Raw genomic sequence first — 13513 nt, forward strand, 5'->3', positions numbered from 1 at the left:
TGGGGTATCGCCAAGCGGTAAGGCAGCGGGTTTTGATCTCGCCATTCCTAGGTTCGAATCCTAGTACCCCAGCCAATTTTACCGAACGGTATTGATGATGATTAACGTGGCCGGTTTTGCACTCGGCCACGGATTCGGGTTACCGGTATCATCACATTCATTGGGCAGCAGACACCTTGTACGTTATCTTGATAAATCGTTTGCCCCAAAACGATAGGGTCTGATTTCAGACTCCCCCACATACTGGATGCAACCCCGAGGTTTCAAACCGTGCCTGACATGAAGCTGTTTGCTGGTAACGCAACGCCGGAACTAGCCCAGAAGATCGCAGATCGCCTGTTTATCAAACTCGGCAATGCTGCCGTAGGTCGCTTTAGCGACGGCGAGATCAGCGTACAGATCAATGAGAATGTACGTGGTGGCGATATCTTCATCATTCAATCCACCTGTGCCCCGACCAACGACAATTTGATGGAATTGATCGTCATGGTGGATGCTCTGCGTCGTGCTTCAGCTGGCCGTATCACTGCCGTTATCCCCTACTTTGGTTATGCCCGTCAGGACCGCCGCGTCCGCTCCGCCCGTGTACCCATCACCGCCAAGGTTGTCGCTGACTTCCTCTCCAGCGTCGGTGTGGATCGCGTGCTGACCGTTGACCTGCATGCCGAGCAAATTCAAGGTTTCTTCGACGTTCCGGTAGACAACGTGTTCGGTAGCCCGGTGCTGCTGGAAGACATGAAGTCCAAGAACCTCGAGTCTCCTGTCGTTGTCTCCCCGGACATCGGTGGCGTCGTGCGTGCCCGCGCCATCGCCAAGCTGCTGGATGACACTGACATCGCCATCATCGACAAGCGCCGTCCCCGCCCGAACGTCTCCCAGGTCATGCACCTGATCGGTGACGTTGCCGGCCGCGACTGCATCATCGTTGATGACATGATCGACACCGGCGGCACCCTGTGCAAAGCCGCAGAGGCCCTGAAAGAGCGCGGTGCCAAGCGTGTATTCGCTTACGCCACTCACCCGGTCTTCTCCGGTTCCGCCGTCGAGAACATCAAGAACTCAGTGATCGATGAACTGATCATCACCGACTCCATCCCGCTCACTGCGGAGATGAAAGCGGTCGGCAAGGTCAAGCAGCTGACGCTGTCAACTGTACTGGCCGAAGCCATTCGTCGCATCAGCAACGAAGAGTCCATCTCTGCCATGTTTGAGCATTGATAGATTCAGCAATAACGAAAACCGCCATCAGGCGGTTTTCGTCTTTCTGGACCTTCTCTTTCCAACTTTCTGCTATCTGGTACGACCCTGCCCCCGGCAGGCTTAAGGATTTACCCATGAATTGCTTGCGTCCCCTCCTGCTCGCGACCCTCACCTGCGCCCTGTTCGCCTGTCAGCCCGTCAAAGAAAACCCGCCCTTCGTGCTGACCCTGGCTCACATGAACGACACCCACTCCCAGTTTGATCCGGTCAATGCCGAGATCAAAGGGCAGATTTTTGCCCAGCAGGGGGAGACGGACACCCTCTATACCCGCTTTGGCGGTTATCCGCGCCTGCTGACCATGGCGAAAGCCTATCAGGCCGATGCGCTGGCCCAGAACCACGCCTTGCTGCTGCTGCACGGCGGCGATGCTTGGCAGGGCAGCGGCTACTTCAAACTCAACGAGGGGATGGCCAACGCCGAGTTGCTGAGCCAGTTCGGCCTCGATGCCATGGCCCTTGGCAACCACGAGTTCGATCTGGATAACCAGAAGCTGGCCCGCTTCATCGAGGGGGTCAACTTCCCGGTCCTGGCCGCCAACCTCGACACCAAGGCCGATCCGGCCCTCAGCAAGGCTGACAACCTCAAGCCCTTCGTGGTCTACGCCTTTGACGGCAACCAGAAGAGCCCGGTCACCGATCTCGACAACCTGCCGCAAGGCAAACAGCTGGTCGCCGTCATCGGTCTGGTGCTGGAAGACATGGGCAATATCGCCCCCAACGTCGGCAAACTGCGCTTTGGCAAGGAGGTCGCCTCGGCTCAGGCCACGGTCGACATGCTGCAAGCCAAGGGGATCCACCAGATCGTGGCGCTCACCCACATCGGCAACGAGCGGGATCTGGCGCTGGCCGCCAAGGTAAACGGCCTCGATGCCATCGTCGGTGGCCACTCCCACAGCCTGCTCGGCGATTTTCGCAACATTGGCTGGGGCAAGACCGGCGATTACGCCAAGCTGGTGACCAATCCGGATGGCATCGGCAAAACCTGCGTGGTGCAGGCAGGCTCCTACGCCCAGGCCATCGGTCTGGCACAGGTGACCTTTGACAGCCAGGGTCAGGTGACCGACTGCCAGGGCCACAACAGCCTGCTGGCCAGCCGCGACTTCTTCGCCGATGCGGCGCGCAAGCAAGCGCTCGACGACGCCCGCAGCAAAGAGGCGAACCAGTTTGTCGACAACCAGCCAAATCTGGTGACCGTGGATGAAGATCCACGCCTGCGCGGCATCATCGACAGCCACTACAAACCGGCGCTGGAGAAAGCCTACGGCCCGGTGATCGGCACCATCCCCGAGCAGCTGCAAAATGCCCGTCGCCCCGGCGACAACGGCAGCGACAGCCACGGCTCAGATGTAGCGCCGCTGGTTGCCGAAGGGGAGTTCTACTGGGCCAATACCCCAGCAGTGCAAGCCCTGACCGGCGGCCCGGTCGACTTCGCTCTGGTGGCGGTGGGTGGCGTGCGCGCCGAACTGCCGGCCGGCGAATGGCGTGAGGGAGACAGCTCCCTCACCCTGTTGCCATTCAAGAACCAGCTCGCGGTGCTGACCCTGACTGGCGCCGAGGTGCGTGCCCTGCTGACCGAAACCATCACCGCGACCCTGCCCGCCAGCGCCCATGCTGGCAAGTTCCCCTATGGCGGCCACCTGCGTTACACCTTCCAGGAGACCGACGCAGGCAAGGCGGGCACCCTGACCCAATTGCAGCGCAAGACCGCAAACGGCGAGTGGCAGGATCTGGTGGATAGCCAGCGCTATCGGGTGGTGATGAACGCCTACAGCGCCAACGGCAACGATGGCTGGCAGGCACTGGCCAATGCCCAGCGTCAGAAGAGCGAGCGGGTCGATATCGCCAGCGTCAATGGCAAGTTGACCGCCTTCCCGGTGTTGAAAGTGGCACAAAACGGCGAACTGCTGAGCGCCGTCTATGCCCCGGACCAGGCCCTCGATTGCAAGGCCAGCGGCGTGGATTGTGGCACCGATGCAGCGTCTTTCGTGGAGTATGTGCGCGATGCCCGTCCCACCCTGACCGCACTGGATGAAGAGACCGTCACCTTGCTGCGTGCCAAATAACGACGGTAGTCAACCGGGCACAATCCATCGGTAAGCTGAAACGGGCCTCTTGCAAGAGGCCCGTTTGCCCACCGTTAGCCACCCATTGGCCGCAATAATGCTGCAAATCCCGCCATAACATGCGCATTGGTTGAGTGATCGCCACTCGGCGGCTAGAATATTGCGTCCTATTGCCCTGGGTAGTGTGCCCACGGCAGCTGCGAGTGAAGACATCAAGCGTGACAAGCGAAATCAAACTGATCGTCGGACTGGGCAACCCCGGCCCGGAATATGCCAAGACCCGCCACAATGCGGGCGCCTGGTATGTGGAGCAACTGGCCCGCTGGCACAATGTCAGCCTGCGTGAAGAACCCAAGTTCTTCGGTCATACTGCCCGCATCCTGGTCGAGGGGCAGGATGTGCGGCTGCTCATCCCGAACACCTATATGAACCTCTCTGGCAAGGCGGTGGCCGCACTGGCGCGTTTTTATCAGATTGAGCCGGAAGCGATTCTGGTGGCCCATGACGAACTGGATCTGCCACCAGGCATTGCCAAGTTCAAGCAGGGTGGTGGTCATGGTGGCCATAACGGCCTCAAGGACATCATCGCCAAGATGGGCAACAACAATAACTTCTTCCGGCTGCGTCTCGGGATCGGCCATCCCGGCAGCAAAGAGCAGGTGGCGGGCTTCGTCCTGACCAAGGCCCCCAGCAGTGAACAGAACCTGATCGACGCCGCGCTGGACGAGTCTCTGCGCGCCACCGACATCCTGTTCAAACAAGACATGACCAAGGCCATGAATCGCTTGCACAGCTTCAAGGCGGAAAAGGGTTAGGTCGGTTTGACCCTGTACGGGCATTGTGCCGGTACATGAGCAACGACCAGAACAAGCATGACATGGGCCGCCTGCGGGCGACCCCCAACAGCATCCATCAAGTAAGGTAACAATCCATGGGTTTTAAATGCGGTATCGTGGGCCTGCCCAATGTAGGCAAATCCACCCTGTTCAACGCGCTGACCAAGGCCGGTATCGAAGCCGCCAACTTCCCGTTCTGCACCATCGAGCCGAACACAGGTGTGGTGCCGATGCCGGATCCCCGCCTCGATCAGCTGGCGGCCATCATCAATCCGCAGCGCGTTGTGCCGACCACCATGGAATTCGTCGACATCGCCGGTCTGGTTGCCGGTGCCTCCAAGGGTGAAGGTCTGGGTAACCAGTTCCTGGCTAACATCCGTGAAACCGAAGCGATCGGCCACGTAGTGCGCTGCTTCGATGACGAGAACATCATTCACGTTGCCGGCAAGGTCTCTCCCGCTGACGATATCGAAGTGATCAACACCGAGCTGGCCCTGTCGGATCTGGACGCCTGCGAGCGCGCCATTCACCGTCAGTCCAAGCGCGCCAAAGGCGGCGACAAGGATGCCAAGCTGGAAGTCGAAACCCTGGAGAAGATCAAGGTCGCGCTGGAAAACGGCCAGATGATCCGCGGCATGAAGCTGGATAAGGAAGAGCTGGCCGCCGTGAGCCACCTCAACTTCCTGACCCTGAAACCCACCATGTATATCGCCAACGTGGCGGAAGATGGCTTCGAGAACAACCCCTATCTGGACAAGGTGCGTGAAATCGCTGCCGCCGAGAACGCTGTCGTGGTCGTGGTCTGCTGCGCCATCGAAGCCGACATCGCCGAACTGGACGACGAAGATCGCGCAGAGTTCATGGCTGACCTTGGCATCGAAGAGCCGGGCCTGAACCGCGTTATCCGCTCCGGCTACCAGCTGCTCAACCTGCAAACCTACTTCACCGCCGGTGTGAAAGAGGTACGCGCCTGGACTATTCCGGTCGGTGCCACTGCCCCGCAAGCGGCTGGCAAGATCCACACTGACTTTGAAAAAGGCTTTATTCGCGCCCAAACCATCGCCTTTGAAGACTTTATCAACTACAAGGGTGAGCAAGGCGCCAAGGAAGCGGGCAAGATGCGCGCTGAAGGGAAAGATTACATCGTCAAAGATGGCGATATCATGAACTTCCTGTTCAACGTGTAATTAAATTTTTTTCTTACAAATCAAATGCTTGTGTATTATTGGTGCAGCAATAAATGAACCGAGTACACATTTGCGTACACACTGCGCAGTGCTAGGTTAAATCATTGCTCTCATAAAAAGGCCCATCTGTTGTCAGATGGGCCTTTCTCCATCCCTATGCTCCCCCTCCAAATGCCTTATCAATTTCTTCCATACTCCGAACCCAAAAGAACGCACTTCACACCAAATACGAAACACTATCGAAAAGAATCCTATTCAATAAACTTTCAAACCTATATCACCCCCATGAGTTAGCAGGCTGAATGTCTGCATTTCACTATTCCTGGAGGAGATATGGCTCACATGATCGACACCATGGCCTACACCGGCCAAACCCCTTGGCATGGCCTTGGCAATGTCTTGCCCCCGCAACAATCTCTCGATATCTGGCTGAAGGCAGCCGGGATGGATTGGACCATCGAGCAGAGCGACGTGATGTTTAACGTCGCCTCCGATGCACTGCATATCCGTCCCTACAGCGATAGCAAGGTGCTGTATCGCTCCGATACCCTCACCCCTCTGTCGGTGGTCTCAAGCCGCTACAACGTGGTACAGCCTCACGAGGTGCTGCACTTCTATCAAGACCTAGTGGAAGCCGGTGGCTTTGAGCTGGAAACAGCAGGCTCGCTCAAAGGCGGCCGCAAGCTGTGGGCACTGGCTAAAACCGGTCAGGACCTCAAACTCAAAGGCAATGACTTGGTAAAGTCCTATCTGCTGCTGGCGACCAGTTGCGACGGCACACTCTGCACCACGGCGCAGTTCACCTCGCTGCGGGTGGTCTGCAATAACACCCTGCAGATGGCACTGCGCGGTGCTACCGGAGCCATCAAGGTGCCCCACTCCACTCAGTTCGATGCCGCTGCAGTCAAAGAGTCGCTTGGGCTCGGGCTCTCTCATTGGGATGAGTTCAAGGCACAGACCAAGGCGCTGGCACAACGGCCCGTGTCCCCCGAAGAGGCGCTGCGCTTTTTCAGCGACCTGTTGGCGCAACCGCTGGATGAGGAGAACATCATTCTCACCAAGCCGGTACAACGGCTGCATGAGCTCTATCAGGGCGCAGGCATGGGCTCAGAACTTGTCAGCTCCCGCAATACCGCCTGGGGGCTGGTTAATGCTGTCACGGAATATGTCGATCACCACCGCCGTGCTCGCAGTCAGGACCATCGACTCGATTCCGCCTGGTTCGGTCAGGGAGCCCAACTCAAATCCCAAGCCCTGAACCAAGCCCTTACCCTGCTGCAGTAATTCCTCTTCCCTATTCAAACCGCATAACGACCTCACCCGGACTGGCGCAAGCCAATCCGGGCGTAGTCATTTATGCCGTCAACAAGGAATAGTCATGAAATCAAAAGCCAAATATGGCCAAGCCCTGCGGCTGGCCTCCACTACCCAATTAACCCGCGAGCAGTGGCTTGCTATCCGCAAACTCGGTATTGGATCTTCCGATGCGGCCGTGGCAGTGGGGCTATCCCCCTACAAATGCCCGCTAAGCCTGTGGCTGGAAAAGACCGGTCGCAAGGAGCCAGAGGATATCTCCCACAAGGACGCGGTGCTGTGGGGCATTGAGCTGGAGCCGGTGTTGGCGCAGGTCTATGCCAAACGCACTGGCTACAAGGTTCGACGGGTCAATGCGGTACTGCAACACCCCGAGCATCCTTTCATGCTCACCAACCTCGATCGGGAGGTAGTCGGCCATCCCGATGGGCCGGGCATTCTGGAGATCAAGACCGCCAGCTATCACAGCGCTCCCCAGTGGGAGGAAGGAGTGCCGGTGGCTTATCAGTGTCAGGTACTGCATCAATTGGCGGTTACCGGCCATGCCTGGGCTGAGGTGGCAGTGCTGATCGGCGGCCAGGATTTTCGGATTTACCGCATCGAGCGTGACGAAGAGAAGATCCAGGATCTCACCGAGCGGGAAGCGCAGTTCTGGCAGATGGTGCAACAAGACCAGCAGCCCGAGCCTGACGGCTCCAATGATGCCGCCAATGCCCTGAGCTGGCTGTTTCCGCGTGACGATGGCCAGACGGTAGATCTCTCCGATTCTCCCGAGTTCAACCAGCTGTTTGGGGAGCTGCTGCGATTGCGTCAGCAGAAGGAAGCTGTCGAGCTGCAGGAGTCGCAGCTCAAGCAGCGGCTGCAAGCCACCTTGGGTGAAGCGACAGCCGGGCTGTTTGCCGATGGCAAGATCACCTGGAAGCGCAGCAAAGACCGGCTGGCGCCGGATCTGGATAAGCTCGGTCAGGATCATCCCGACCTGCTCACCCGTTACGTCAAACCGGTGCCCGGCGTGCGCCGTTTCACCATTCAACCCTTGAGGCAAACTCCATGATCAAAGGACTGGCGATCACCCCGCCCGTGATCGGGCGGATCTGCATCGGCAAGCTGGTGCAAAAACAGGATAAATGGGTACCGGAGAAGGACGACAGCTTCACCCTCACCACCCAGGTACAACAAAAAGGGGGATGGTTACTCCATCCCCTGCATCAACACTACTCATCGCAAAAGAATAACCAAGGGCAGGAGCAGACCAAGATCCGCGCCATTCCGGTGCGGGTGCTGTTCAACGATAGCGACTTGAATCTACGGGCGGAATACAGCGCGTTTGACCGGCAAACCGGCAGGCCGCTCTGTGTCGGGAATGGGGAGGTGGCAAGACGTGTAGGGGCACAAGGCATGGAGGAGGTCAGCTGCCCTGGACCTGAGCGCTGCGCCTTTGCAGGCCAACAGGGTTGCAAGCTGTACGGACGACTGAACCTGTTTGTGGAGGGGCAAGGGGATGAGTTGGGTAGCTTTATCTTCCGCACCACCGGCTACAACTCGGTACGCACCCTGGCGGCGCGACTGAAGTACCTGGAGGCAGTGAGCGGGGGCCATACCCGCTATCTGCCGCTCACCCTGCGGTTGCGAGCCAAGAGCACCACCCAGTCCTACCGCACACCGGTCTACTACGTGGATTTAACCTTGCGGGAAGAAACCAACCTGACTGAGGCAGTCAGGCTGGCACAGGAGGCGGCCCAGCGTGACCAAGAAGCAGGCTTGGCAATCGAGCAGATGTAGCAGGCTGCTCGCGAGTTGCTGCGTAACGGCCAGTTTGAAGATATAGATGAGGAGGTGCCGATGCTGTTGGAGGAGTTCTATCCCGAAACCAACAGCGACGAGACGGCGAATGGTAACACTGGTGTGGAGGCGACTACTTCGCATGCCGCACCGCAAAGCCAAGCAACCAGAACACCGCAGAGGCCACAACCAAGAAGGAGTCCGCTCACCAACAAATTGGGGAAAGGGGACCCATCCCCTCCCCAGTGAATGGTGGATGATCAGCGGGGACGCGCCAACCGCTCCACCAACCGCTCTACCGTTTCCAGCAACAGAGTTCGGTCAGCATCATCAAGCCGGGCCAGTTGCTGGCTCAGCACAATGCCCTGCTCGGTCGGGCGGTTACTGGTTTCGCGCAGGAAATCCGCCAGCTCACAGCCGAACAGTTGAGCGAGCTCCGCCAGCCGCACCACGGTCGGCACCACAATTCCTCGCTCCATTCGAGAGACGGCTTCCATCCCGATACTGAGGTGTTCAGCCACCTGCTCTTGCGTGAATCCGGCTTGAGTGCGCTTGTGGCTAATCGCCTTGCCAACGCTCTTGGCTAACAGCTCAAGGTTGATATCTGTCATGGTTCCTCCAGCCAACCTGTATGGTTGACCATGGACTCATTGACGACAAGGACTCAAAAAGGCGAGTATCAACTAAGTTGGTTGTAATTGGCCGTAAATCGATGATCGCTACGCTGACCGACTCACCGACAACAAACATCAATCCTCGTTTGTGGCATCCCCTCCCATCTCGGGTAAAGCGCTTTTACGCGAGCGGTTAGGGCGACTGCCATTGTTACTATTACTCTGTTACATAAGGAAAAGTACATGGCTCGTTATCCCGTTATTGCCACCCTCTTTTTTCTCGTCATCACCATTTACTCACTCTGGACCGGTAGCTCCCCGCAGCTCGGGTTCTGGGGCCATATCTGGCACTTTGTCTTTGGCTCTCTGTTTACCTCACTTGGCCTGATGGGAGGGGAATTGTTCCGCCGCTTCACCCAACCAAACATGCTGTTTGCTGACGGCGCACAGGAGATGTTCAAGAAGAAGCTGTTTTGGAAAGTTGGTCCCCAGCTCATCGGGGGCGTGGTGGGCTACATCGCGGCAGGTGGCTTTTTACAAAATGTGTTGGGTTACTACGTTGGATAAGGAGAGTTAACCATGAACAAATGTTGGATCACGTTGACGGCCATCCTGCTATGCAACAACGCCTTGGCCTATGGCGAGGCCGGACGCTGGAGCAGTGGCTGGGGACAGGGGACCAGCGAATACACGGGAGCCTGTAAATAATTCTGTGTAACTGCCCACTCCATTACAGGTGACCGTTCAGACGATCACCGAACTCGATAATAAAGCGATTCAGGGCAAGCTTCCAATTCTGGATTGGCATGGTCCATTTCTTTGAAGCCTGCTGTATCGCGAGGTACGCCACTTTTAGCGCCGAGTCGTCGGTCGGGAAAAGCTTCCTTTGCTTGGTCGCCTTGCGCAGCACGCTGTTCAGCGACTCGATAGCATTGGTGGTGTAGATCACCTTCCGGATGGCGGGGGGATACTCGAACAGTGTGATCAGATTATCCCAGTTGCCCTGCCAGGAGCGCGTTATCTGCGGGTACTGGCTATCCCAGCGCTCGCCGAAGGCCGCCAGCGCCTGCTGAGCCTCACGTTCCGTCGCAGACTGGTAGATCTGCTTCAGATCCGCCGTCACCGCTTTGTAGTCCTTCCAGGAGACATAGCGCAGCGAGTTGCGCACCATGTGGACGATACACAGTTGCACCTTGGTCTGGGGATACTCCACAGCAATCGCATCAGGGAAGCCCTTGAGACCGTCCACACACGCAATCAGGATGTCTTCCAAGCCGCGATTCTTCAGCTCGGTCAGGACCGACAGCCAGAACTTTGCCCCTTCGGTCTCGGCCAGCCACAGGCCCAGCAGCTCCTTGTGCCCCTCCATATTGATGCCCAGTGCCAGATAGAGCGACTTGTTGATCACCCTCTGGTTCGCGCGGATCTTCAGCACAATGCAGTCCAGATAAACGATGGGATAGAGCGGATCCAGCGGCCGGTTTTGCCATTCGTGGACCTGCTCGATGACACGTTCGGTCACCTTCGATACCAGCCCCGCCGAGATGTCGGCGTCATACATCTCTTTGAATGCGTCAACGATATCCCGCGTGCTCAAGCCCTTGGCGTAGAGGGCGAGGATCTGGTCGTCCATCTGGGTCAGGCGGGACTGGCCCTTGCGGACGAACTGAGGTTCGAAGGACGAGTTACGGTCACGAGGCGCCTGGATAGTGACCTCTCCGTGCTGCCCTTTTAGGCGTTTGGCGGAATAGCCATTGCGATTGTTGCCGGTCCCGCGGCCTTGTGGGGCGTGTTTCTCGTAGCCCAGATGTTCGTCCATCTCGGCATTGAGCGCGGTCTCGACGGTGAGCTTGATCAGCTGTTGGGTGAGGGTGCCGAGATCTTTTTCAGACTTGATGTCTTTGGCCAGCTCAGCGGCCAGTGCTTTGAGTGTGTCTTGGTCCATTTGCTTACCCACGAAGGTATCCTTTTGAAAAAGTTACTTATTCGTGGGCGGTTACACAATTGGATTTACAGGCTCAATACACGGCGGTGGTCAACGAGCAAAACAACCTCTATATCGCCTGTAATGACACCCGCAAGGTCAGCATGACGGCTACCGTGCAGGGCAAGGAGTACGGCTCTTATGCTGGGCAAGCTTTCACCATCATCGTCGATGGCAGCCAATACGATGCGCCCTATGAGACCGAGTCCCGTGTCGGTGAGAACAATTTCTTCGACATGTGGGACAAGCTACGCAAGGCCAAGTCGATCCGCATTTTGACGGCTGACGGCAAGCAACTCGCACTGCCAACCAAAGAGGTCGCCGCTGTACTGCCCGCCACCAATACCCCCGAGTTTGACTGCTTGATGTGGGACCAATAGTTCACACCCATTCCCATCCAAGAGGAGGCATTTGCCTCCTCTTTTCATTTCTGCCATTCACCCACCTGTGAAGGAGACACACTATGCCCCCCTGTATTCCTCCCGAATGCGAGCCGTTCGACCAGCAAGGCTTTTGGCGCAAGCTCTGCGCCTTTGCCAAGCGTGCCGGTCGGCCCTTTATTGAAACCTGCCTGTTGCTCTACTACACCAGCCAGAAGGATGACCTGCCGCTCTGGGCCAAGCTGCTGATCTACAGCGCGTTGGCCTACTTTATCTCGCCCATCGATGCGATCCCGGATGTGCTGCCTATGGGGCTCACCGATGACATCGCGGTGCTAAGTGCGGCACTCGCCAGTATTACCGCCTTTATTGACACCCAGATCCGTGCCCGTGCGGCCAGAAAAATGCGCGATCTGTTCGGCCAAGATTAACCCCTACAAGGAGTACATCATGACTATTCCCTTTTTCCGGGGCGGCTTTGCCCTGCCCGTAGCCCAAGCATTGCTGGTTCTGCTCGACCAGGAAGTCGCTAAAACCGAGCTCAATATCGATCGCTTAACCCAACTGACCTTCAACTTTCGTAACCCCGGCTACAGCGTCGAACAAGGTGGTGTGCACCCAGTCGAGATCCGCCTGATCCGTGGGCTCGATGGCTGGCTGTTCGATTACGTCACCGACTTCAGCTACCAGGGGCAGGGCCAAGATACGGAGCTCGGCAAGGAGCTCGATTTCAACTTCCTCGATGGGGAACACACCATGTTGGGCTGGGGACCGCTGCGGCTGGCCGAAGCGCGGGAATTGTTCGACATCTGGCAAAGCAACTTCATTGCCTACTGCCGGTTGGAATGCTTCAGCGTCACGGTCGCAGGAGATTAGGAGGTCACGATGATCCAAGAATTAGCGCTCTCCCACTACTCACGCCAGTGGCTGGGACAAGTCGCCACCAGCGCCAAGCTAACCCCCACTCGCAGTGGTCAGCGTTGGCTGCTGCACCTGACACCGGATAGCCCACCAGCCCGCACAGTCACCTTACAAGTGCGTTGGTCTGGCGTGCAGTGGCAACTGCTCTCTCTCACTAATGCTGAGGACTGGCACACCATGAGCCAGCCGAGAGATGAGATCTGCATCGACCCCAAACGCAATTGCTTCTGGCATTGCCAAGCAGGGCCGGTGCCGCTCACCGAGCAACCCCGCGTGCTGGCAAGCTTCTTGGCTGACCTGCAACGCATCTGCATCCATCGCGGCTATGCCGTGGAGAGTGACCCCATCCCTGACAAGGAGACCGAAGATGATTAACGCCGTGATCGCTATCGAGCTGGAGGCTTACCTTGAGCACAATGGCCAAATTGAAGTGGTGCATGACCAAGGCCAGCCGGTGAACGGTTATGCCCTCTACCTGCGCTATGAAAACGAACGGGGCGACGCCCTGGCACAATGGCTGTGCGACCACCCGGATCACCGCTGGCTAATCCAGTTCGGCACCCTGCTGGCGACCAGTTACCACGTTCCGTTGCACGACTACACCCCGCACACCTTGGCGGCCTGAACACTGCCAACCAAGCCTGCGATCACACCCCATTCAGTAACCCATTAACCAAATAGCTCGCCTACCCTGCTGCATCCAACGCGGTGGGGCGATGGCGTATGGAGCCTAATCATGTTGCATCACAAACTGATCGCCGGGGAGACCCCCGGCACCTATCTCCTCACCGCGCTGGTTAACGAAGATGGGCTGTTGACGATCGCCAGCCAGACTGATCTCCAGACATAGGCAAAGAGTACGGTTATTATCGATGAATATTTGTTACAGTAGGAATTGTAAGTGCGATAGAGGTCATAACCCTTTTTCGCCTTCATTACGGATTAAACATATTAAAGTATAAGTTAAGGAAGGTGCGAACAAGTCCCTGATATGAGATCATGTTTGTCATCTGGAGCCATGAAAAAGGGTTCATCATGAGTCATCAGCTCACCTTCGCCGACAGTGAATTCAGCAGTAAGCGCCGTCAGACCAGAAAAGAGATTTTCTTGTCCCGCATGGAGCAGATTCTACCATGGCAAAACATGGTGGAAGTCATCGAGCCGTTTTACCC

Annotated in this window: 16 protein-coding genes, 1 tRNA gene and 1 pseudogene; 16 read left to right on the top strand and 2 right to left on the bottom strand. The window is 57.3% G+C overall.

Translation table 11 applies throughout. The features are described from left to right. The 8 genes from AB5Y90_RS05395 to AB5Y90_RS05430 all read left to right on the top strand — a co-directional run bounded on the left by AB5Y90_RS05395 (nt 1) and on the right by AB5Y90_RS05430 (nt 8442). Nucleotides 1-75: transfer RNA gene (locus AB5Y90_RS05395), tRNA-Gln, on the top strand. 195 nt (nt 76-270) lie between these two features. Further along, nucleotides 271-1218 carry a ribose-phosphate pyrophosphokinase gene (locus AB5Y90_RS05400; protein WP_005343846.1) on the top strand — a complete coding sequence of 316 codons (948 nt, stop codon included), beginning with the start codon at nt 271-273 and terminating at the stop codon, nt 1216-1218. 116 nt (nt 1219-1334) lie between these two features. Continuing rightward, nucleotides 1335-3323: a bifunctional UDP-sugar hydrolase/5'-nucleotidase gene (locus AB5Y90_RS05405; protein WP_257124517.1), complete on the top strand. Its 1989-nt coding sequence runs from the start codon at nt 1335-1337 to the stop codon at nt 3321-3323. A 218-nt stretch (nt 3324-3541) separates the two neighbouring features. Next, nucleotides 3542-4138 carry an aminoacyl-tRNA hydrolase gene (gene pth, locus AB5Y90_RS05410; RefSeq protein ID WP_058059203.1) on the top strand — a complete coding sequence of 199 codons (597 nt, stop codon included), beginning with the start codon at nt 3542-3544 and terminating at the stop codon, nt 4136-4138. 116 nt (nt 4139-4254) lie between these two features. Beyond that, nucleotides 4255-5346, top strand: a complete 1092-nt coding sequence (gene ychF, locus AB5Y90_RS05415) for a redox-regulated ATPase YchF (protein ID WP_005334961.1) — start codon at nt 4255-4257, stop codon at nt 5344-5346. Nucleotides 5347-5679: 333 nt separating this feature from the next. Further along, nucleotides 5680-6630, top strand: a complete 951-nt coding sequence (locus tag AB5Y90_RS05420) for a DUF932 domain-containing protein (protein WP_257124516.1) — start codon at nt 5680-5682, stop codon at nt 6628-6630. A gap of 94 nt (nt 6631-6724) precedes the next feature. Then, a complete protein-coding gene (locus AB5Y90_RS05425) occupies nt 6725-7714 on the top strand; it encodes a YqaJ viral recombinase family protein (protein WP_368166636.1) in 990 nt (329 codons plus the stop codon). Further along, nucleotides 7711-8442 (top strand): hypothetical protein, encoded by a 732-nt coding sequence (locus tag AB5Y90_RS05430; RefSeq protein WP_368166637.1) that lies wholly within the window; start codon nt 7711-7713, stop codon nt 8440-8442. The genes AB5Y90_RS05425 and AB5Y90_RS05430 overlap by 4 nt, the downstream gene beginning before the upstream one ends. Before the next feature lie 260 nt (nt 8443-8702). Here AB5Y90_RS05430 and AB5Y90_RS05435 read toward each other — a convergent pair whose 3' ends face one another. Then, a complete protein-coding gene (locus AB5Y90_RS05435) occupies nt 8703-9053 on the bottom strand; it encodes a helix-turn-helix domain-containing protein (RefSeq protein WP_025202117.1) in 351 nt (116 codons plus the stop codon). 246 nt (nt 9054-9299) lie between these two features. Between AB5Y90_RS05435 and AB5Y90_RS05440 the strand changes: the two genes are divergently transcribed. Beyond that, nucleotides 9300-9623: a hypothetical protein gene (locus AB5Y90_RS05440; protein WP_011705011.1), complete on the top strand. Its 324-nt coding sequence runs from the start codon at nt 9300-9302 to the stop codon at nt 9621-9623. Nucleotides 9624-9635: 12 nt separating this feature from the next. Next, nucleotides 9636-9764 (top strand): hypothetical protein, encoded by a 129-nt coding sequence (locus AB5Y90_RS05445; protein ID WP_368166638.1) that lies wholly within the window; start codon nt 9636-9638, stop codon nt 9762-9764. Nucleotides 9765-9786: 22 nt separating this feature from the next. Here AB5Y90_RS05445 and AB5Y90_RS05450 read toward each other — a convergent pair whose 3' ends face one another. Next, nucleotides 9787-11001 carry an IS256 family transposase gene (locus AB5Y90_RS05450; RefSeq protein ID WP_368166640.1) on the bottom strand — a complete coding sequence of 405 codons (1215 nt, stop codon included), beginning with the start codon at nt 10999-11001 and terminating at the stop codon, nt 9787-9789. Nucleotides 11002-11060: 59 nt separating this feature from the next. Between AB5Y90_RS05450 and AB5Y90_RS05455 the strand changes: the two genes are divergently transcribed. From AB5Y90_RS05455 to AB5Y90_RS05480, 6 genes and pseudogenes are all read left to right on the top strand, one after another. Continuing rightward, nucleotides 11061-11420: a hypothetical protein gene (locus tag AB5Y90_RS05455; RefSeq protein WP_368166639.1), complete on the top strand. Its 360-nt coding sequence runs from the start codon at nt 11061-11063 to the stop codon at nt 11418-11420. Nucleotides 11421-11503: 83 nt separating this feature from the next. Beyond that, a complete protein-coding gene (locus AB5Y90_RS05460) occupies nt 11504-11851 on the top strand; it encodes a YkvA family protein (protein WP_011705009.1) in 348 nt (115 codons plus the stop codon). Nucleotides 11852-11870: 19 nt separating this feature from the next. Beyond that, a complete protein-coding gene (locus tag AB5Y90_RS05465) occupies nt 11871-12296 on the top strand; it encodes a DUF2787 domain-containing protein (protein ID WP_257124513.1) in 426 nt (141 codons plus the stop codon). A gap of 9 nt (nt 12297-12305) precedes the next feature. After that, nucleotides 12306-12716, top strand: coding sequence for a hypothetical protein (locus tag AB5Y90_RS05470; protein ID WP_257124512.1), 411 nt, complete (start codon nt 12306-12308; stop codon nt 12714-12716). Further along, nucleotides 12709-12966: a hypothetical protein gene (locus AB5Y90_RS05475; protein ID WP_017779600.1), complete on the top strand. Its 258-nt coding sequence runs from the start codon at nt 12709-12711 to the stop codon at nt 12964-12966. Before AB5Y90_RS05470 ends, AB5Y90_RS05475 begins: the two co-directional genes overlap by 8 nt. 410 nt (nt 12967-13376) lie before the next feature. Further along, a pseudogene (locus AB5Y90_RS05480) lies at nt 13377-13513 on the top strand (IS5/IS1182 family transposase); the annotation flags it as partial.

The organism is Aeromonas sp. R4-1, assembly GCF_040908325.1.
GTDB classification, from domain to species: Bacteria; Pseudomonadota; Gammaproteobacteria; order Enterobacterales; family Aeromonadaceae; genus Aeromonas; species Aeromonas veronii.

Excerpts from the sequence above, each read along its gene's own strand:
- AB5Y90_RS05405 (WP_257124517.1), top strand. The coding sequence starts at position 1,335 with ATGAATTGCTTGCGTCCCCTCCTGCTCGCGACCCTCACCTGCGCCCTG.
- ychF (WP_005334961.1), top strand. The coding sequence starts at position 4,255 with ATGGGTTTTAAATGCGGTATCGTGGGCCTGCCCAATGTAGGCAAATCC.
- AB5Y90_RS05420 (WP_257124516.1), top strand. The coding sequence starts at position 5,680 with ATGGCTCACATGATCGACACCATGGCCTACACCGGCCAAACCCCTTGG.
- AB5Y90_RS05425 (WP_368166636.1), top strand. The coding sequence starts at position 6,725 with ATGAAATCAAAAGCCAAATATGGCCAAGCCCTGCGGCTGGCCTCCACT.
- AB5Y90_RS05430 (WP_368166637.1), top strand. The coding sequence starts at position 7,711 with ATGATCAAAGGACTGGCGATCACCCCGCCCGTGATCGGGCGGATCTGC.
- AB5Y90_RS05435 (WP_025202117.1), bottom strand. The coding sequence starts at position 9,053 with ATGACAGATATCAACCTTGAGCTGTTAGCCAAGAGCGTTGGCAAGGCG.
- AB5Y90_RS05440 (WP_011705011.1), top strand. The coding sequence starts at position 9,300 with ATGGCTCGTTATCCCGTTATTGCCACCCTCTTTTTTCTCGTCATCACC.
- AB5Y90_RS05445 (WP_368166638.1), top strand. The coding sequence starts at position 9,636 with ATGAACAAATGTTGGATCACGTTGACGGCCATCCTGCTATGCAACAAC.
- AB5Y90_RS05450 (WP_368166640.1), bottom strand. The coding sequence starts at position 11,001 with ATGGACCAAGACACACTCAAAGCACTGGCCGCTGAGCTGGCCAAAGAC.
- AB5Y90_RS05460 (WP_011705009.1), top strand. The coding sequence starts at position 11,504 with ATGCCCCCCTGTATTCCTCCCGAATGCGAGCCGTTCGACCAGCAAGGC.
- AB5Y90_RS05465 (WP_257124513.1), top strand. The coding sequence starts at position 11,871 with ATGACTATTCCCTTTTTCCGGGGCGGCTTTGCCCTGCCCGTAGCCCAA.
- AB5Y90_RS05470 (WP_257124512.1), top strand. The coding sequence starts at position 12,306 with ATGATCCAAGAATTAGCGCTCTCCCACTACTCACGCCAGTGGCTGGGA.
- AB5Y90_RS05475 (WP_017779600.1), top strand. The coding sequence starts at position 12,709 with ATGATTAACGCCGTGATCGCTATCGAGCTGGAGGCTTACCTTGAGCAC.